We start from the raw sequence: 19,739 nt of genomic DNA, 5'->3' as shown, positions 1-19,739 counted from the left end.
AGTGCTCTGCAACCCTTTTTAACTGGTTCTGTTGTTCTTCGCTTTGCGTTTCGTCAATAAACACCGGAATGTTATGCATTACCATACTGTTCCTTAAAGCCAATCCAGCGGTTAATTATCGCCTGAGCATGGCTTGGATAGTCCTGCCACAATTTTTCTGCTATAGATTGTACCTGAGGTACCAATTGCGCGTCGCGGACGAGATCGGCAATACGCATTTCTGCAATACCGGTTTGCTTTGTCCCCATTAATTCTCCCGGACCACGGATTTCTAAATCTTTCTGGGCAATGTAAAAGCCGTCGTTTGATTCACGGAGCACGCCCAGACGCTGCGTTGCCGTTTTGGATAACGGGGCTGAGTACATCAGCACACACTGACTCTCTACCGCACCGCGCCCCACCCTGCCGCGAAGCTGGTGCAATTGTGCCAGACCAAGGCGTTCAGGATTCTCGATGATCATAATACTGGCGTTGGGCACATCCACGCCCACTTCGATGACCGTGGTAGCCACCAGCAAATCCAGCTCACCGCGTTTGAATTCATCCATGACCGCCTGCTTTTCTGCCGGCTTGAGGCGGCCGTGTACCAGCCCGACCCGTAAATCCGGCAAAGCGGTTCTCAGGGTAATAGCAGCATCTTCAGCCGCCTGACACTGCAACACTTCAGACTCGTCAATCAACGTACACACCCAGTAAGCCTGACGCCCCTGGTTATGGCATGCTTCATAGACTCTGGCAATCACATCCCCTCTGCGGGTATCCGGAAGTACAACCGTGGTTACGGGTGAACGGCCGGGGGGCAGCTCATCAATCACGGAGGTATCAAGATCTGCATAGGCCGTCATCGCCAACGTTCTGGGAATAGGCGTAGCCGTCATAATCAACTGATGGGGGAAGCGCCCCTGCTTTTCACCTTTCTCCCTTAACGCCAGACGCTGATGCACACCAAAGCGGTGTTGTTCATCCACGATGACCAGTGCCAGTTGCTGATATTCCACCTGCTCCTGGAATATGGCATGAGTGCCCACCAGCATTTGTATTTCACCCGACGCCAGACGTGTCAGTACTTCCTGCCGGGCCTTGCCTTTCAATTTACCGGCCAGCCAGCCCACTTCGATGCCCAGTGGTGACAGCCAGTCACGGAAGTTGCTGGCATGCTGCTCAGCCAGCAGTTCTGTAGGTGCCATCAGGGCAACCTGATAACCGGCGCCGATAGCAGATAATGCAGCAAGCGCAGCCACCAGGGTTTTCCCTGAGCCCACATCTCCCTGCACCAGCCGCATCATCGGGCAATTCTTGGCCATGTCTTTCTGAATGTCGTTGACTACCCGCTGCTGTGCGCCGGTGGGCGAAAACGGCAGGTTACCCAATAACTGGTCAATAAGAGACTGATTAATCTGAATGGCAATACCCGGCTGGGCCTGTGCCTGCTGACGCACCTTCAGTACGCTCAGGTGATGTGCCAGCAATTCCTCGAGAATAAGACGCTTCTGCGCGGGGTGCCGGCCTTCTTCCATCATTTCCAGCGGAACATCCGGTGGCGGACGGTGAACGAGCTTCAGAGCATCTGCCAGCAACACCTGTCCTTCATACATGCCTTGCGGGAGCAGATCGCTTAATGCGCCTTTATCAAGCAGCTTCAGCGCCTGGTCGGTAAGGCTGCGCAGCGTGAGCTGCTTAACACCTTCTGTGGTGGGATAAACCGGGGTCAGAGTATCTTCTGTTTCGCCGTCATCTTCGCCGATGAGAGCAAATTCAGGGTGCATCATCTCCAGCCCCCATTTACCCGTCCGGATTTCGCCAAAACATCGCACTTCGTTGCCGGGCGTCATCATGGTGCGCTGAACCGCGCCGAAATGGAAAAAACGAAGCGTGATGGTGCCGGTACCGTCAGACACCTTCACCACGAACATACGTTTTTTGCCGTACTGAATGTCGGCGGTTTTTACCTCACCCTGAATACTCACGTGAGTAAACGGCTTACAATCTTCAATCTCGTAAACCTGAGTGCGGTCTTCATAACGGGATGGCAGATGAAAAAGGACATCCTGTACGGTGTGCAGACCTATTTTTGTTAACTTCTCAGCCACCTTTGCGCCGACGCCTTTCAACGTGGTGATGGGTGTTTGAGCGAGTGACTGCATGATAATTAAGGCATATTTATTTGCGGATAGGCGCAGTGTAAGCCATTCATAGCAGGTTTGCGAGGGGCTGCAGGTTCAGGTCCGGCAGCCCTGGTCAGAAAAGACAGGTTTATTTGGCAATTGCCTCTGCTGCAGCGAGGATCAATGCCGGAGACGGCCGTACTTTATAATCAGGGTTAACGTAGCTGAACTGAATTTTACCTTCAGTATCGACAATGAACACAGCAGGTGCCGGCAAGACGGGCTTTCCTGTCTCATCGGTTGTCAGGGCGATGCCATGGCCCTTGTAACGCTTTGCTGTTTCATCATCCACATAGTAGCTGATCCCGAACGCATTCAGGGCGTTCAGTTTTGCATCAGACAACAGCCTTGCAGCAAATTCACTTTCAAGCTTTTGTGACGTTAACTGCTCTAATGACTGGGGCGAAATTGCCAGGATCTGATAGCCGAGATCTGACAATGGCTTTTCGATATCCTTCAGGCCCGCCAGTTGACGGTTACAATACGGGCACCAGCCGCCGCGATAGAACAACACCACTGACGGCTTTTGCATCAGCAGCGCTTTTAAACTGAACGGCGCACCATCTGTATCAGATACCACGACATCGGGCACTGTCATGCCTTCCAGTAAAGGACGAACTTCATCCGGGGCCTTTGACGGCATTGATGCCGCGAACACCTGCCCGCCGGCAACAATAAATAACAACATAAAAATTAAGCGCATAACACTCTCCTCAGGTTTTGAATTTAAAGAGACCTGCGCCTGTAGCGTTATCTTTCAAACTATTTTCATTTCCGGAGATAAACAGTGAAATCGTCCGTCCTTCAGGCATAAAAAAACCGCAACTATGTGCGGTTTTCATAACTATCCGGGTGAAATCACTCAGGCAATTCCATGATGCCGTCGATTTCAATTTGCGACGCTTTTGGCAGTTCTTTCACGCCAATGGCGGCACGGGCCGGATAAGGCTTAGTGAAATATTGCGCCATGATTTCGTTTACCGTGGCGAAATGAGACAGATCCGGCAGGAAGATATTGACCTTAACCAAATCGTTGATAGTACCGCCGGCAGCTTCACAAACCGCTTTCACGTTTTCAAAAACCTGTTTAGCCTGTTCGGAAAAATCGTCAGATACGATTTCCATGGTTTCCGGGTTCAGCGGGATCTGGCCAGACAAATAAACGGTGGTGCCTGCTTTAACTGCCTGACTGTAAGTGCCGATCGCCTGTGGCGCTTTATCGGTCTGAATAATTGCTTTAGCCATGTTGAATCCTGTGTAAATTAGTGTCGGGATTGACTGTGACGCGAGACCTTCTGCACTTCTGACATGGTTCTGATCTTCTTCATAATTCGCGCCAGATGCACGCGGTTATGTGTCGTCAATTCAATATCGATGAAATAAATATTACTTTCTTTTTCTTCTGTCTGGAGCCCAATAATGTTGGAATCGCAGCTGGAAATCATATTGGTCAGATTCGCCAGTGTACCCTGGTGATTGTACAGTTCAATACGCAGCGAAGCCTTAAATTCGCCCTGCGGTGTATCGTCCCACTGCATGGGAAGCACACGCTGAGGCTCTTCTTTCGCCAGTTTACGGATATTTTTACAACCCGTCTGGTGAATCGTCATGCCACGGCCCGGGCTGAGTACCGCCACAATTTCATCATCAGGAATAGGATGGCAGCAGCGGGCATAATGCACCAGCAGACCTTCTGTACCGCGGATAGCCACATTGCCTTTCTTATCAGGGATCTCTGCCGATTCACCCAGCAGGCGCCGGGCAACAATGGCACTCAGTTCATTACCCAGACCAATGTCTGTCAGCAAATCTTCGAAGGTTTGATGTTTGGTTTCCGCAACTACCCGGTCGATATCTTCCTGACTGATATCGTCCAGCTTCACTGTTCCCAGCGCATGACGAAGCAGACGGTTACCCATATTCACCGCTTCCTGCGAATGCTGTCTGCGTAAATACTGGCGGATGCGGGTACGGGCACGGGCACTGACCACAAAGTTCAGCCAGTTAGCATTCGGCTTGGCTTTCGGCGAGGTAATAATTTCTACCGTCTGGCCGTTTTCCAGCGGCTTACTCAGGCTGTAGTTACGACGTTCTACCCGTACACCTACGCAGGTATTACCAATGTCCGAGTGAACGGCATAGGCAAAATCTACGGCAGTGGCGCCCATGGGCAGCTCGATAATACGGCCGTCCGGCGTGAATACGTAAATCTCTTCCGGGAATAAGTCTGTTTTCACCGACTCGATAAATTCAAAACTGGAACTGGCGCTCTGCTGCAGTTCAAGTAACGACTGCATCCATTTACGGGCACGAAGCTGGGCAGTTGTGTCACTGTCACCCGGTTCTTTATACAGCCAGTGGGCTGCGACCCCTTTATCTGCCATCTGATCCATGGCCAGTGTACGTATCTGTACTTCAACCGGAATACCGTGAGGACCAATTAACGAGGTGTGCAGCGACTGATAACCGTTGGTGCGCGGGATCGCGATGTAATCTTTGAAGCGGGTTTCGATGGGCTTGTACAGGCTGTGCATAGCACCCAGCGAGCGATAACAGTTGTCCACGCTTTCAACCACAATACGGAAGGCATAAATGTCCATTACTTCGTTGAACATCAGCTCCTTGTTCTTCATTTTGCGGTAAATTGAATACAGATGCTTTTCGCGGCCGATAACATCGCCTTCAATTTTGTGCTCGCCGAGACGGGTAGCCAGTTCCTGACGGATGTTATCGATAATTTCTTTGCGGTTACCACGGGCTTGTTTCACTGCAGACTTCAGGGCACGGTGACGCATGGGATACATGGCCTGAAAACCAAGGTCTTCCAGCTCGTTCTTAATGTCGTGGATACCCAGACGATGGGCAATCGGCGCATAGATTTCCAGCGTCTCGCGGGCAATACGGCGTCGCTTATCAGGACGCAGCGCCCCTAACGTACGCATATTGTGAGTGCGATCGGCCAGCTTGATGAGGATCACGCGGATGTCCTGCACCATCGCCATCATCATCTTACGGAAGTTCTCTGCCTGTGCTTCCTGCTTGCTGCTGAACGCAATTTTGTCCAGCTTGCTTACCCCTTCCACCAGCTCGGCAACGGTATCGCCAAAGGCTTCAGCCAGATCTTCCTGGTTGTAGTGGGTGTCCTCAATCACGTCGTGCAGCAGCGCAGCCATCAGCGTTTCGTGATCAAGATGCATATCAGCCAGAATACCGGCCACAGCAACAGGGTGAGTAATGTAGGGATCGCCACTGGATCGCATCTGTCCGTCATGGGCTTCATGAGCTAAAACAAAGCTGTCCTGTACCAGCTGAACCCGTTCTGCTGACAGATACTCAGAGATTTTTTGTTTTAAACCCTCGAATAAATACACGTGTAGACAACTTTCCTGCGAATAAAGCCAATAGAAACAGAATAATGAAGTATTGTAGGGAATGCCAATAGCAAAACGCCAGTGAACCCGATTAAAAGCTCACTGGCGTTTGTATAGTCTGAATGACAGCAGCGATCCGCTGATTATTGCTCAGACAGGATGTTCGCTACAGAAGCGAAATCCGCGCTTTCTTGTCTTTCCTGATCACGCAGATCATCTTGATCCAGCGTATCGGCAGTAACCAGGCCTTCTTCGATTTCGCGTAAAGCGGTTACCGTCGGCTTATCGTTTTGCACATCAACCTGTGCTTCTTTACCTTCGGTTGCCAGCTGGCGAGCACGTCGTGCTGCAACCAGTACGAGGTCAAAGCGGTTACCAACTTTATCAACGGCGTCTTCTACGGTTACGCGTGCCATGTATCTCTCCGAAAATGAATAAAAGCGTAAAACTCAAAATGGCCGCGCAGTATACAACACATGCCTTTCAAGTCCTAGTATTTTGTAGGTTTAATCAGCAAGATCTTTTTACGATCCCACCAGATCAGCAATCAGTGCTTTGTGACGCAATTGCTGCTTAACAGTACGCTGGCGCTGGGCACACACAATGGCTTCTAATTCTGCCAGCGCGACGGAAAAATCATCATTCACCAGTACGTAGTCAAATTCAGCATAATGAGACATCTCAGATACTGCTTCCTGCATACGTCCTTCAATAACGCTGTCTGAGTCCTGACCGCGGCTTGTCAGCCGCTGGCGCAGCACTTCCGTAGAAGGCGGCAGGATGAAAATGCCACAGGTATCCGGCATGATTTTTTTCACCTGACGGGCACCCTGCCAGTCGATATCTAAGAACACATCAATACCGCGGTGCAAAGTTTGCTCAATGGTCACACGGGACGTGCCGTAGTAGTTACCGAACACCTCAGCATATTCGAAGAACACGCCCTGCTCGATGAGCGCTTCAAACTGCTCATGACTGACAAAATGATAATGTACGCCGTCAACTTCTCCGGGCCGTGGCTTACGGGTGGTGTGAGAAACTGACACCTGCATGGGATATTGTTGATTTTCGTCATGCTTTTCCAGCAATGCTTTAATTAAACTGGACTTTCCCGCACCTGAAGGGGCTGCGAGAATAAACAAATTACCAAGTAGAGAAGCCATAATCTTGCTTTTTGTCATCATGTTGTGGTGATTTCAGACGGCAATGGTAGCATAGCGCTAAGAATTGAGTAACAGAAGCGACATTATGAAAGAAGCCTTATTACCCTACGTAGAAGCAAATACGGGTGACAACCCGCAGGCTTGTGTTATCTGGCTGCACGGTTTAGGTGACTCCGGACACGGCTTTGCCCCAATTGTCCCCGAACTGCAGATACCGGCGGCTTTACCAGTGCGTTTTCTGTTTCCTCATGCGCCGGAGCGTCCGGTAACCATCAACGGCGGTATGCGTATGCGTGCCTGGTACGACATTAAAACCATGGATCTCGATAACCGCGCTGATGAAGCCGGCGTCATCGAATCTGCAGAGATGGTAAATGCACTACTTGAAGCCCAGCATGAAGCCGGCTTCCCGTATGAAAAAATGGTGCTGGCCGGCTTTTCTCAGGGCGGTGTGATTGCGCTGCACCTGGGCACCCGTCTGCGGCATAAAATTGCAGGCATCATGGCGCTGTCTACCTACATGTGCAAACCGGGCAAGCTGGCGGAAGAAGCCAGTGACGTCAACAAGTCTACGCCGGTGATGATGGCCCATGGCACCCATGACGAAGTGGTGCCGGCTGCGCTGGGCAAAATGGCTCATACCGCACTTGAAGACAATGGTTTTTCAGCGACCTGGCAAACCTATCCTATGCAACATAATGTATGTGTACAGGAAATTCAGGATATCAGCCGCTGGCTGCAAACTGTGCTCGACTAAGCTTTTCAGGATTTACCCATGAGTGAACAACCCGTTTCCCGAACTACCATCCGTATTGCCACCCGCAAAAGTGCGCTGGCCTTATGGCAGGCTGATTATGTCAAAGAACAACTGCTGATGGCCCACCCCGGCCTGCATGTAGAACTGGTGCCCATGAGCACCCAGGGCGATAAAATTCTCGATACGCCACTGGCCAAAATTGGCGGTAAAGGCCTGTTTATCAAAGAGCTGGAAGTGGCCATGCTGGAAGGCCGTGCAGACATTGCGGTACACAGCATGAAAGATGTGCCGGTAGAATTTCCCGAAGGCTTTGGTTTACACGCTATTTGTCCCAGGGAAAATCCCTTCGACGCTTTTGTGTCGAATACTGCTGCCAGTATTGATGATTTGCCTCACGGCGCGGTCGTGGGCACGTCCAGCCTGCGCCGGCAGTGCCAGTTACGTAAATATCGTCCTGACATAAAGATTAAAGACTTACGGGGCAACGTGAATACCCGCCTCGCGAAGCTGGATAACGGCGAATACGATGCCATCATTCTCGCCGCCGCCGGACTTATCCGCCTGGGTATGCAGGACCGCATAAACCATGAATTGTCTCCTGAACTGTCTTTACCGGCGGTAGGCCAGGGCGCTGTCGGCATAGAATGCCGTAACGACGATATCGAACTGATTGCCCTGCTCGGTGCGCTCAACCACGCAGATACCGCAGACCGGGTTTACGCCGAGCGGGCCATGAATACCCGTCTGGAAGGCGGCTGTCAGGTACCCATCGGCAGTTTTGCCACACTGGCCAACGACACCATCACACTGACCGGTATGGTCGGCAGCGTCGACGGCGCAACCTTACTGTATGCATCTGCAACCGGACACCGCGAACGGGCAGAGGCGCTGGGTGTGGAAGTGGCAGAATCGTTACTGTCACAGGGTGCCGGCGAGATCTTAAGCGCCCTGCACGACTAATCATTTTAACCTATGATATTAATTACCCGCCCTGAGCAGAAGCTGGCGAAAAGTGTCGCAGCCTTTCGCCTGGCGGGTATTTCATGTTCTGGTGTCGCCCCGCTGACCATCACTGCGTGCGAAGAAGAACTTAGCCGTCTTGCACATCATCTTGCAACGCAGCCTGCAGATTACATCATCGTTACCAGTGCTTTTGCCGCGCAGTTATTATCTGCATTACCGCTGTCAGCATTGCCCTCCCGCTGGTTTGCGGTAGGCACATCAACCGCGCAGGTACTTGAGGAATATGGCCTGTCTGTAGCAGTCCCGGAGCAGCAAAATTCAGAAGGTTTATTGGCGTTATCACAACTCAATAGTGCAAACCGGCGACAAATCGTTATTATTAAAGGGCAAGGTGGTCGAACCACTTTGCGGGACACGCTCTTATTGCAGCAAAACCACGTAGAAGAATTTGCGGTCTACCAGCGCCTGTTGCTGGAAAAACCTATACAAACAGATAATTGGCAGTGGCCACAGATTACAGGCATAGTGGCAACCAGCGGCGAAATGGCAGAGCAGCTGTTTCGCGTTTATGATACTAACATGTTGCGAAAGCAACGCTGGCTGACCGTCAGCGACAGAGTAGCAGCACAAATCAGCGCCTCAGGTGCAACGCAGGTTGCCGTTTGCAGTGACGCCAGTGACAACACGCTATGTGCGTGGATAAAGGAAAATTGGGAGTAAACAATGGCTGACAACGATAAACACAATACGGATTCCACACTGGTGTTGCCTGAAGAAAAAGACATCACGCCGTCGTCAACGGCATCCGGCAAAGACAAGGCCGGCGCTGAAACTACTTCCAAACATCCGTCCCACTCCGGCTTATGGATTGTCATTATCCTCACCTTGTTGATTGCAGCCGGTACCGCAGCGGCGGGCTACTGGTTTCTGTGGCAAAAAGACAGTGGTCAGAGCGCACTGGCAGACGAGCAGTCGGCGCAAAAGGCAATACTGGGCAACCTGAACGATGAAAATGCGCAACTCCAGCGAAAGCTCATCGAACTGGAAAAAAGTAAGCAGGCACTTGCCGGCACGGTGAACAGCCTGACGGAAAAAACAGAGTCCCTGCAACTGCAAACCGAGCAACTACTATCACAATTAGGTGAAATGGAAGGCCGCCGCCCGTCAGACTGGTTGCTGGCTGAAGCGGATTATCTGGTGCGCATGGCCGGCCGTAAAGTGTGGCTTGAACAGGATACAGATACCGCAGTGCTGCTGCTTGAAAATGCCGACCAGCGTTTAAAAGAGCTTTCCGATCCGTCAGTGATCCCTGTGCGAGGACTGATTGCACAGGACATTCAGACATTGCGTCAGGTTAACCGCACGGACACCGTTAAACTTGCATTAACCCTGTCAGGTTTCCTGTCTCAGGTAGACGCGTTGCCGTTAAAAACCTTCACCCGTCCGGATGAAAATACAGGCAAGGAAGCGCTGTCTGAATCGGTAGACGACTGGAAAAGTAATCTGGCGAAAGTCTGGCATTCTATTGTTGACGATTTTATTTCAGTACGACGCACTGATGCGCCTGTTGCACCTATGATGACTGCTGAAGAAATGTGGCTGTACAAAGAGCAGCTTAAACTGCAAATCATGCAGGCACAGTCTGCTGCGATGAGCGGTGAAGACAATCTGTATCAACAGTCTGTTGCAAACGCTAAAGCCCTGCTGAATGATAAATTTGATACTGATGCACCGGAAATTAACGGCGCACTGTCTACCCTGGATGCCCTTGGTGAAGTCAATGTGCAAGAAAATCTGCCGGAAGAACTCAGTGCTATGGCACCGCTTCAACGCTTGCTGGAATCCCGCGTTAAAGCCGCTTACGGCAAAGGAGAAGCAGCACAATGAAACGGTTAGTGTATGCAATTCTGCTGGTTATAGCGGTACTTGCCGCAATGTTAATTGCGCCGCAGGTTATTGGCGACAAAGGCTATGTGCTGATTTCCATGGGTCAGTTACACATTGAAATGTCAGTTGTCAGCCTGTGTATTACCGTATTTTTCAGTCTGCTGGCTTTGTGGATCATCTGGCGGTTACTTTCCCGCACGCTCGGGTTATTTAAAGGCTCAAGACAATGGTTTGGCGGCCTTTCCCGCCGTAAGCGCCAGCGACGCTTTTACAATGGTCTTCAGTTAATGGTTGAAGGCGATTTCATCGCGGCGAAAAAAGCACTGCAGGATACCACTGACGGCGATTTCGACGGCGTGAATTTTCTGGCTGCTGCACAGGTGGCCAAGGCGCTGAACGAACCGGAACGGGTACGATATTTACTGGACCGCGCTGCAGAGTTTAATAACGCTAAAGTAGCCGCCCATGTTGCGCTGGCAAGGCTCGATCTCGAACAGGGACACCAGCAGGATGCACTGGACAAGCTGAACGAACTGGATGAAAAAGCGCAGAAGAACCCGCAGGTGATCCGGCTTAAGGCCCGCGCCATGGGCGAACTGGGTCAGTGGCAGTCACTGGAAGAAGTTTTGCCGCAATGGCGCAAACCATTAAAAGACGATTACGTACTGTGGGCGCAGAAAATAGCGAAAGGAAAGTTTGCTGAAATTGCCAGTAAGCAAGGTGCCAATGCACTGAAGCAACACTGGGAAAACATGCCCCGCAAAGCCCGAGCAGATAACGCGTACCGTGCTGCTTACGCTCAGCAATTGCTGGAACAGGGCATGCACAAAGAAGCAGAAACCTGTCTGGTTGAGTGGCAGAAGAAAGGCCCGGATCCAATCTTGCTTCCCTACATGGCGCAAATCAGTATTCCCAATCCGGCAAATGCTATCCGCGCACTGGAACAGTGGATAAAACAGGACGACACAAATCCTGTTCTGTTTTCCTGCCTGGGTCAGTTAGCACTGAACGCCGGCGACGACATACTTGCCGAGAAAGTGCTGCTAAAAGCTATCAAACTACATGAAAACCAGCAGGATCTTATCGCACTGGCAGAAATCCGCGAGCGCAAGCAGGATGCCACCGGCGCCCTTGCTATGTATAAACGTAGTATGGAAGTCAGCCAGAACGCGCTGGTATAAATAATTTGTACCGGAAAATAAAAGCCCCGCTGCAGTCTTTTGATTCCGGCGGGGCAATATAAGAGATGTAAACAGAAGCTGGCAGTCTATAAAACAGGCTTATTCTGTGCCTTTAAAGCCTGCTTTATTTTGTTGCTAAATTCAGTTGCCCTTTTAACGATATCGCTCTCGTCTACAGTGAGAAGATTCCTGTCTTTCATCAGCAGTTTACCTTCCACAATGCTGTGCCTTACATTAGTCGCGTAAGCTGAATACACAAGCACAGAGTAAGGATTGTAAACAGGCGTCATATTGGGCGATTTAGTATCAATGACTATGATATCTGCCCGTTTGCTTTCCTCCAGAGAGCCGATCTCATTTTCCATATTCAGCACTTTCGCACTGCCTGAAGTTGCCATTTTTATCACTTCGACGGCTGGCATATTAGTCCGGTCATTCGTCCATAACTTGTGAAGTTTTGCTACCTGATTAAACTCATCAATTAAGCTCAGTGTATTACCTGACATCGGGCCGTCAGTGCCCAGACCAACATCAACGCCCTGCTTCAACATTTCTGTCACCGGCGCCACGCCTTTTGCTGATTTGATGTTTGCACTCATATTATGCGCTACACCAACATGATGCTTTTTAAGAAGGGCAATATCCTGATTGCTCACTCTGATAACGTGGGCCCCTATCAGATTATTGTTAAGCACACCGATACTTTCTAAATAGGCCACCGGGGATAATCCGCCACTGCGCTCAGCAATCACCTCCTCCTCCCTTTCAGACTCAGCAAGATGCGTCAGCACAGGCACACCGAATTCTTCAGAAAGTGCTGAAATCTTCTGCAAAGTGCCGGTGGTATTCGTGTATGGAGCGTGAGGCGCAAAAGCGGGAGTAATGCGCGGATGCTCCGCATAGCTTTTAATAAAATTAACCGCATAATCAATCCCTTCTTCTGCGGTTTTAGCATCGGCCTGAGGATATTGGATCACGGTTTGTCCTAAAACAGCACGCATACCAATTTCGTCGACTGCCTTTGCGACTTCATCTTCAAAATAGTACATATCCGCATAAGTGGTCACGCCACCTTTAAGCATTTCAACATTACCGAGCTCAGCCCCCAACCTTACCATTTCACGGGAAACGAATTGCTTCTCAAGAGGAAACATATACTTGTGCAGCCGGTCAGGCACATCATCACCGAGTGAACGCAATAAGGACATTGAGGCATGAGTATGTGTGTTGATAAACCCGGGCAAAACCAGATCACCGTCAACATCAAGGAGAGTGCCGGCACGGTAATCTGATGCTTTTTCTTGTGGACCGACAGCCACGATACGGCCGTCTTTAACGGCCACAAAACCGGATTCATACTCTGTCAAAGTACTGTCCATAGAGAGGATATGCCCACGGGTAATAAGAATATCGACTGATTGCGCCGCTGATGCAGACAATGAAGCGCCGATAAGTGAGACAAGTGTAATAACGCGGGTAAATTTCATAAGAAAACACCTTACGGGGAGATGAAAAAGGTTGTACCGCTACGGGGGCTGACCCGGCAGTACAACCATCAGAGAGTGAGCAACAGATTAGAATTTCACCTTAACGTCGGCTCCCCAGGTTCTGCCCTGATTCACCACACCGGCAAGGTTATTGATCGTCACGCCACCAATTAACGCGGTTTCATCTGTGATGTTACGACCGTAACCTGCAACTTCCACATCATAATTGTCGACCATGAACAGGTAGCCAACCCGCACGCCGCCTTCAAGGTAAGGGTCCTGTCTCATTTCCAGTGCATCAATAAGTGAGAACCGCACTTCACTTGCATAGGACCAGTCGGTGTAGAAATACAATTCACCATCGCCAAGTTCGGTGCTGTAGCGCATAGTGAAATTACCAATCCACTCAGGTGCCCGCGGAAGAGAAAGACCGTCAACACTAATCAGCCCGTTTTCATCCACCGGGTTCAACACTGTACAGAAACTACAGGTTGAGATAGCTACGTTTTCATCCTTAATTTCAGTGTTGTTGTAGCTGACCCCTAACGTTGTAAGCAGGTCAGAAGTGATAGCGTATTCGCCCTCAAATTCAAACCCGTAGCCTACTGTCTTATCAACATTAACTAACTCTTTGGCAGCCCCTTCATCAAAAGACGATTGAGCCGTTAACTGTTGATCATTCATCTGGAAGTAAAACAGATTGAAGTTTACCCGTGCGGCATTGTCCAGCAGGTCTGATTTAGCACCCACTTCTACCGAGTGAATAACTTCTGAGTCTGCAACGCTGAGTTTAGGGTCGCTGCCACTGACAACACGGCCCTGAATACTTGGTGCTCTGAACCCCTTTGCCAGCCTGGTATACAGATTAGTGTCATCTGAATACTGATACATTGCGCTCAAGTCCCAGCTGATAGCAGAATCTTTCGTATCAGCATACATAGGGTCAAAAAACTCACCGTCGCTGGCGGTAGAGATAATTCGCTGAGAGAAATAATCTTTCTTATCTTTCGAGTACCGGATACCCGCAGTCACGCTGGTTCTGTCATTGACTTCGTAATCACCGGAGGCGAACACAGCCCATGCATCAGTTTTCTGGTTCTGGGTCAGATACCGCTTTAAGCTGCCGTCTTCGTTGTAGTGGAAGGTGTCGATATCCAGATCTTCTGTGAAGAAGAACACACCAGCCTGATAATCAAACGCACCCAACTCGTTTGAAGCCATTCTCAACTCCTGAGTGAACTGGCTGTGGTCAGGAATACCGTCGGCACTTTCAACTGAGAAAGAAGGAACAGTGCCCAATTCGCCGGTGTAGCCGGAAGGATCAGCAAAACTACTTACCCGGTAACCACCATCGACATCGGCCTGTGAGTACATTTCCACAGTTTCATAGCCCGTTACAGAGGTAAACGTGTAATCAGTCGTGAAATATTCCAATTTCATACTTCCGCCCTCGGTTTTCACCGTTTGCGTAGCACGTTGCGCGGCATCGTGGTAAACCACATTGCGGTCGAAACCATCAACGAAGTCGTTGGTTCCGGGCTTTATTGCACTGGCTCTGAACACCGTGGGCGTACCGTCTAAATCACGGGTGTGGTAGTTAAACAATGCCGAAAACTGACTGTTCGGTTCGTAGAGCACCTGCACTTTGGCGGCTCGATCGTCATAACCGCCCAGAATATCGTTTTGTTCAAAACCCGGCGCACGGGTATCAATATAGTCTGAACGCGTCTGGTTAAGTAGAGACACACGCACAGACACGGTGTCAGTCAGGCCACCGCTAATAGCACCATGAGTAGACAATGTGTCCAGAGACGAATAAGACGCGCTGATATAACCTTCGAAATCCTGCGTAGGACGGTTCGAAGTGAACTTTACCAGTCCTGCAGGTGTGTTACGGCCAAACAACGTACCCTGAGGACCCCGTAACACTTCAACACTCTCCACATCAAAGACGGGGAAACCTTTTAAAAGCGGGTTCTCCTGAACCACATCATCAGTGATCAATGATACCGGCTGAGAGGCATTTACATCATAATCCTGATTGCCCAGACCGCGAATATAAAAACGGGGGAAAGAACGGCCAAACGAAGATTCAATTTTCAGACTTGGAATGCGGGCTGACATGAAACGGATATCGTCACCGGCGGTCGACGCACTTTCAAGCAGGTCACGTTTCATGACAGAAACGGAAACGGGTACTTCCTGTAAATTTTGAGTACGGCGTTGTGCGGTAACGGTAATGTTCTCAACCTTCCCCTTACTTGTTTTGCTAACGGCCCCGCTATTCGCTTTGGCTGGCTGCGCAGAGGCGTCAGTAGACGCTGCGGGCTTTTTTCCCTCAACGGTTTCATCCACATTTTTCTTTTCAATAGCGATGGTTTTCTTATTGATATAGCGATAACTAAGCGCAGTCCCTTCCAGGAGCTTATTAAAAGCAGCTTCTTCGCTATACGTTCCGGAAAACGCTTCAGTTGTCAGGCCGTCTGCAACATTGGAGAAGAAAACAATCTGCTTTCCATATTGTTTTGCGATGCTCTGCAAAGCCCGGTCCAGCGGAACCTGCCCCACCGTAACCTGTAACTGCTCGTGATTTTCAATATTCTCTGCAGCAACGCCAAAGCTGCCGGCCAGTGACAGCATCACTGACAAGACGACTGGCTTCTTCTTAAATTTGGGGACACGAGTTCTCATGCTTGTATTTCCTATATCCGTACTACATATAATTATCATTGGCTTCGTTGCGAGCCTTTATTTATGCGGGCCGAAAACCCACTAATAAATAAAGAGTGTGAAAGTGCTGGATTTAGGTACTTATTTTTTTTATCTTGAAACTTCCGCGAAGTTTTAATCTGATTTTGATAAGTATTAATTCATCTTCCCCTCAGAATTCCGGCACAAGACATCTTTCTCTATGGGCAACCACACTGCGACGAATAAAAAGAGTAAATGCAGCAGCTTTGTAAAAGGGCTCTACGACAGTTCTTATAAGGAACTGTTTGCCTTCTTCATGCGTCGATCGAATAACAATCAGCAGGCTCAGGATTTTTCGCAGGAGACTTACCTGCGGCTGATGAATGTAGACAGAAAAGATCTCATAGAACAACCCAAAGCCTACTTATTTCGTATTGCCGCAAATCTTGTGCATGAAATGCGTTCAAAGAATGAGCGGATTGCTCAAAATGAAACACCGTTTACTGAAGGTCTGGAAAATTTTCCCGGCAATGAAGACCCTCTCCTGCAACTTGAGCGGCAGAAAGCTATACAAGAACTGGAGAAAATACTAGTTACACTTCCACCTGTTTATCAGTCAGTGTTACTACTGAGGAAGCGCGATGGCCTTAATCATGCGGAAATTGCAGAAAAACTGGGAATTTCTATTCACACCGTCAGAAAATACTTAACCCGTGCTGTGACAGAATGTCGCAAAGCGCAAATTGCGAGTGATGCATCATGAATATGGTTAAACAATCTAATTCTCTGATCATTGAACAAGCTAGCTACTGGGCGGTGTTGCTGGACGATGGCGAACTGAGCGAAAAAGATCGCCGTGAACTGACGCACTGGCTGCTGATGGGACCTGCTCACGTGGAGGAATTTATCCACGCATGCGTGTTGCTGGATCTGATGTCAGATGTTGATCAGGGTAAAAAGCTATCCGTCGACAAATTACTTGCTCAGGTAGAATCAGCAGCGGGCAGTAAGGTGACTCCTATCACTCAACATCAGAAGCTGACCGGTAATAATTCGGATCACGAAAGCTCCGGGCGCCCCCGGAAAACCCGCTGGCTTCCGGTTGCTGCCTGTCTGCTGGCAGGCGCTATTTTCGCTTATCAGATGCTGCCGGTTGAAAGCGCCGGCGAAACGCCTGTAGCGCAAAATCAGCCTGTACAATACAAAACATCACTGGGTGAGCAAAGAAGCATCACGCTGGAAGATGGCTCGATTATCTACCTGAACACGCTGACTGCTGTAGATATTAACTATACGCAGAAATACAGAAACATCGTCCTGCATCAGGGAGAAGCAATTTTCAAAGTTGCACATAATCCTCAAAAGCCCTTCAGGGTCTGGGTTAACAACACAATGTTTCAGGCGCTGGGAACCGAATTTAACGTCCGAAGTGAGCCTGGAAGTGTTGCATTGACGGTGCTTACCGGAGAAGTCGCACTGGCAAGAGAAGCGAAAAAAGAACAGCTGATTCCGTTTCGCTCCACCGGTATCAAACTGACTGACTTTACTGCACCGGACTTAACCAAAGACAGGCCTCTGCTGGTGACTGTGGGACAAAAAGCTGTGCTTCAGGACAATGGTAATATTCATACAGAAGCATCGGTAGATGTAGCCAGAGAGACGTCGTGGAAATCCAGAGAAATGATTTTCCGGAACGACCGTTTAGATAACGTAGTTCGCGAATTTAATCGCTATAATGCATTGCAGGTCACCATCGCCTCTGCGGACTTATCAGGTATGTCTGTAACCGGTGTATTTGAAACCAATGACCCGATGTCTCTGCTGAATTTTTTGGAAAGTTCAGGCAAAGCAAGAATTGAAAAAACGGATATAAACAAAGTAACGGTGTATGACCGTTAGTGGTTGTTGTAAACAGCACCTCATCAAGCTCCCGGCTCTTTGATTAGCTTACTCAACGAAGTGCTGTTTACCCGTTATCAGAACAACATATTCACCAGTACGGCGATAACGTAGGCCAGGATACCGTATCCGACGTACAGGCCCCAGGCGAGCTTATTACTGCCGGTTTCACCTTTCAGCATGGCAACGGTTGCCACACATTGCAGCGCCACAACGTAGAACAGCACCAGGCCAAGGCCGGCGCCGGTTGTCAGTCCGTCAGCCTGAATACGTTCGGCCAGCCATTCACATTGTCTTCAGCGTCATCCATACCGAACAGTGTACCCAGCGCACCGACGAATACTTCACGGGCGAGAAACGACATCAGTATTGCCACGCCGTAACGCCAGTCCAGACCCATCGGCTCGAATACAGGCTGGATAACATGGCCGATTTGCCCGAGCCAGCTGTTTTCAAGAGTAGAACCCATCGGGAAATAACCCAGGATCCAGATCCCCACCGACACCACGAAAATAATCGGTGCAGCACGGCGGACAAACTGCATACCACTGTCGATAACCCGGAAGGTTAACGGCTTCCAGTGTGGTAAACGGTAAGTGGGTAATTCAAGAATGAACGGCATGTCTGACTCTTCCAGATCTCTCGGTAAGAATCGTGACAGAAACTGGCTGACAATCAGGGCTGTGATAATGCCGAAGAAATACAGGCCGAAGAAGGCAGCACCCTGCAGACCAAAAATGCCCAGGAAAGTACCGTCTTCCGGCACCAGTACCGCAACCAGCAAGGCATAAACCGGCAAACGGGCTGAACAGGACATCAGCGGGATGGTCAGCATAGTGATAAGGCGCTTGTGCGGCGACTCGATGGTACGGGCCGCCATGATGGCAGGAATGGCGCAGGCATGACCCGAAAGATAAGGAATAAAACTTCTGCCTGATAAACCCACTGCGCTCAACGGGCGGTGACACATCAGCGCGGCACGGGCAAGATAACCGCTGTCTTCCAGCAAGCCGATAATGAATGTCAGTACCATAATTTGCGGTACAAACACCAGGAAAGAGCCTAAACCGCCGAATATGGCGTCGTTAAAAAAGTCGGTAACGATACCTTCCGGCGTAATGGCACTGACACCTTCAGCAACGCTGCCGATCAGCGTTTCCACGCCGTCCATCAGGGGGGCTGCGAGGGTAAAAATACTCTGGAAGAGTACGAACATGACGCCGAGGAATACCAGAGAGCCGGTCCAGCTGTTTAACAGGAAGCGGTCGACGCTGTTCTGATTTTTCAGCACAACATCCAGTTGCAGACCGTACTTTGAAGCCAGTGCCTGACTCTGGTTTACCGCAGACTCCCCTTCTGCCAGGGATGTCGTCGGGACATGACCTGACGGCGCTTTGGCAACAGACAGCATGGTCTGCTTAAATTCGTGTAACCCGTCCAGGGTTCTTGCCGACAGTGCCATTACCGGACTGCCCAATTCTTTACTCAGCGCCTCTGTGTCGATATCTTCGCCGATCCTGCGGACTTCGTCGATGAAGTTGAGGGCAAAGAGTACAGCTTTATTGTTGGCTTTTGCCAGTTTCTGCACCTGCAGACCCAGCACTAAACTGCGCTCTAAACGGGTGGCATCAAGTACACAAACCACCAGAGAGGTATCGTCACGTTCTACCGATGCGGTGATTTCTTTAATTGCGATTTCTTCATCACGGCTAAGACCACGAAGCGTGTAAGTGCCCGGCAAATCTACCACTTCAAAATCCTGACACTGACCCCGTTTAACTTCCACGGTAACACCGGGATAGTTAGCGACTTTTTGTCGCAGACCGGTTAATTGATTGAATAAAAGACTCTTACCGGAATTGGGCTTTCCGACCATTAAAATGCGTTGCATGAAAAAAGGGTATCCTGTTACTGGCGACAGCGGAAAAGTGAGCGTTAGTTACGCACTTCAACTTCGATTTGTGCGGCGAGATTTTCTTCGATAGCAAACACGCTGCCACCCAGTTGCATCACGATAGGTCCACCCAGCGGGCCTTTTCTGACACACTGAACTTCACGTCCATTCTGAACGCCCATTTCAGATAAACGTTCCTTTACGTTGACACATAAACTCTCTTTTACAGAGATAATAATTGCTTGTTGTTTGCTTGGTAAATCCCACAATGTCATACAAAA

The 19,739-nt window shown here is 49.8% G+C and carries 16 protein-coding genes and 1 pseudogene; 7 read left to right on the top strand and 10 right to left on the bottom strand.

Annotated features, from left to right (window positions below; genetic code table 11):
* Nucleotides 1-71 precede the first annotated feature (71 nt).
* The 6 genes from recG to gmk form a co-directional block, all read right to left on the bottom strand.
* Entirely contained in the window at nucleotides 72-2,144 is a 2,073-nt protein-coding gene (gene recG / locus AC4PME_RS17185) for an ATP-dependent DNA helicase RecG (protein ID WP_491044766.1), read from the bottom strand.
* 109 nt (nucleotides 2,145-2,253) lie between these two features.
* The gene (locus AC4PME_RS17180; protein ID WP_491044765.1) at nucleotides 2,254-2,868 is read right to left on the bottom strand and encodes a peroxiredoxin-like family protein; all 615 of its coding nucleotides are present in this window, start codon (nucleotides 2,866-2,868) and stop codon (nucleotides 2,254-2,256) included.
* A 155-nt stretch (nucleotides 2,869-3,023) separates the two neighbouring features.
* Nucleotides 3,024-3,410 (bottom strand): RidA family protein, encoded by a 387-nt coding sequence (locus AC4PME_RS17175; protein WP_119499765.1) that lies wholly within the window; start codon nucleotides 3,408-3,410, stop codon nucleotides 3,024-3,026.
* A gap of 17 nt (nucleotides 3,411-3,427) precedes the next feature.
* Complete coding sequence (gene spoT, locus AC4PME_RS17170; protein ID WP_474849004.1) at nucleotides 3,428-5,536, bottom strand: bifunctional GTP diphosphokinase/guanosine-3',5'-bis pyrophosphate 3'-pyrophosphohydrolase; 2,109 nt, start codon at nucleotides 5,534-5,536, stop codon at nucleotides 3,428-3,430.
* 143 nt (nucleotides 5,537-5,679) lie between these two features.
* Entirely contained in the window at nucleotides 5,680-5,952 is a 273-nt protein-coding gene (gene rpoZ, locus AC4PME_RS17165; protein WP_119499763.1) for a DNA-directed RNA polymerase subunit omega, read from the bottom strand.
* Nucleotides 5,953-6,060: 108 nt separating this feature from the next.
* Nucleotides 6,061-6,699, bottom strand: a complete 639-nt coding sequence (gene gmk / locus AC4PME_RS17160) for a guanylate kinase (RefSeq protein WP_491044764.1) — start codon at nucleotides 6,697-6,699, stop codon at nucleotides 6,061-6,063.
* An 85-nt stretch (nucleotides 6,700-6,784) separates the two neighbouring features.
* On the opposite strand from gmk, the gene AC4PME_RS17155 reads away from it, so the two are divergent.
* From AC4PME_RS17155 to AC4PME_RS17135, 5 genes are read left to right on the top strand one after another with little or no spacing between them, the layout of a single operon-like run.
* The gene (locus AC4PME_RS17155; RefSeq protein WP_491044763.1) at nucleotides 6,785-7,456 is read left to right on the top strand and encodes an alpha/beta hydrolase; all 672 of its coding nucleotides are present in this window, start codon (nucleotides 6,785-6,787) and stop codon (nucleotides 7,454-7,456) included.
* Nucleotides 7,457-7,474: 18 nt separating this feature from the next.
* On the top strand, nucleotides 7,475-8,416 hold the full coding sequence (gene hemC / locus AC4PME_RS17150) for a hydroxymethylbilane synthase (protein ID WP_491044762.1): 942 nt from the start codon (nucleotides 7,475-7,477) through the stop codon (nucleotides 8,414-8,416).
* A gap of 12 nt (nucleotides 8,417-8,428) precedes the next feature.
* Nucleotides 8,429-9,139, top strand: coding sequence for a uroporphyrinogen-III synthase (locus AC4PME_RS17145; RefSeq protein ID WP_491044761.1), 711 nt, complete (start codon nucleotides 8,429-8,431; stop codon nucleotides 9,137-9,139).
* A 3-nt stretch (nucleotides 9,140-9,142) separates the two neighbouring features.
* Nucleotides 9,143-10,306 carry a uroporphyrinogen-III C-methyltransferase gene (locus AC4PME_RS17140; protein ID WP_491044760.1) on the top strand — a complete coding sequence of 388 codons (1,164 nt, stop codon included), beginning with the start codon at nucleotides 9,143-9,145 and terminating at the stop codon, nucleotides 10,304-10,306.
* Entirely contained in the window at nucleotides 10,303-11,487 is a 1,185-nt protein-coding gene (locus tag AC4PME_RS17135; protein ID WP_491044759.1) for a heme biosynthesis HemY N-terminal domain-containing protein, read from the top strand. The genes AC4PME_RS17140 and AC4PME_RS17135 overlap by 4 nt, the downstream gene beginning before the upstream one ends.
* An 86-nt stretch (nucleotides 11,488-11,573) precedes the next feature.
* Here AC4PME_RS17135 and AC4PME_RS17130 read toward each other — a convergent pair whose 3' ends face one another.
* Both AC4PME_RS17130 and AC4PME_RS17125 read right to left on the bottom strand, forming a co-directional pair.
* Entirely contained in the window at nucleotides 11,574-12,974 is a 1,401-nt protein-coding gene (locus AC4PME_RS17130) for an amidohydrolase (protein WP_491044758.1), read from the bottom strand.
* Nucleotides 12,975-13,061: 87 nt separating this feature from the next.
* Nucleotides 13,062-15,665, bottom strand: coding sequence for a TonB-dependent receptor (locus tag AC4PME_RS17125; RefSeq protein ID WP_491044757.1), 2,604 nt, complete (start codon nucleotides 15,663-15,665; stop codon nucleotides 13,062-13,064).
* Nucleotides 15,666-15,885: 220 nt separating this feature from the next.
* On the opposite strand from AC4PME_RS17125, the gene AC4PME_RS17120 reads away from it, so the two are divergent.
* The gene (locus tag AC4PME_RS17120) at nucleotides 15,886-16,428 is read left to right on the top strand and encodes an RNA polymerase sigma factor (protein WP_491044756.1); all 543 of its coding nucleotides are present in this window, start codon (nucleotides 15,886-15,888) and stop codon (nucleotides 16,426-16,428) included.
* Nucleotides 16,425-17,564, top strand: coding sequence for a FecR family protein (locus AC4PME_RS17115; RefSeq protein ID WP_491044755.1), 1,140 nt, complete (start codon nucleotides 16,425-16,427; stop codon nucleotides 17,562-17,564). Before AC4PME_RS17120 ends, AC4PME_RS17115 begins: the two co-directional genes overlap by 4 nt.
* Before the next feature lie 77 nt (nucleotides 17,565-17,641).
* Here AC4PME_RS17115 and feoB read toward each other — a convergent pair.
* A pseudogene (feoB, locus tag AC4PME_RS17110) lies at nucleotides 17,642-19,455 on the bottom strand (ferrous iron transporter B).
* 44 nt (nucleotides 19,456-19,499) lie between these two features.
* Nucleotides 19,500-19,733, bottom strand: coding sequence for a FeoA family protein (locus tag AC4PME_RS17105; protein ID WP_119499751.1), 234 nt, complete (start codon nucleotides 19,731-19,733; stop codon nucleotides 19,500-19,502).
* Nucleotides 19,734-19,739 lie beyond the last annotated feature (6 nt).

It is taken from the genome of Alteromonas sp. (assembly GCF_984505615.1).
This window is presented reverse-complemented; position numbering and strand designations above follow the sequence as displayed.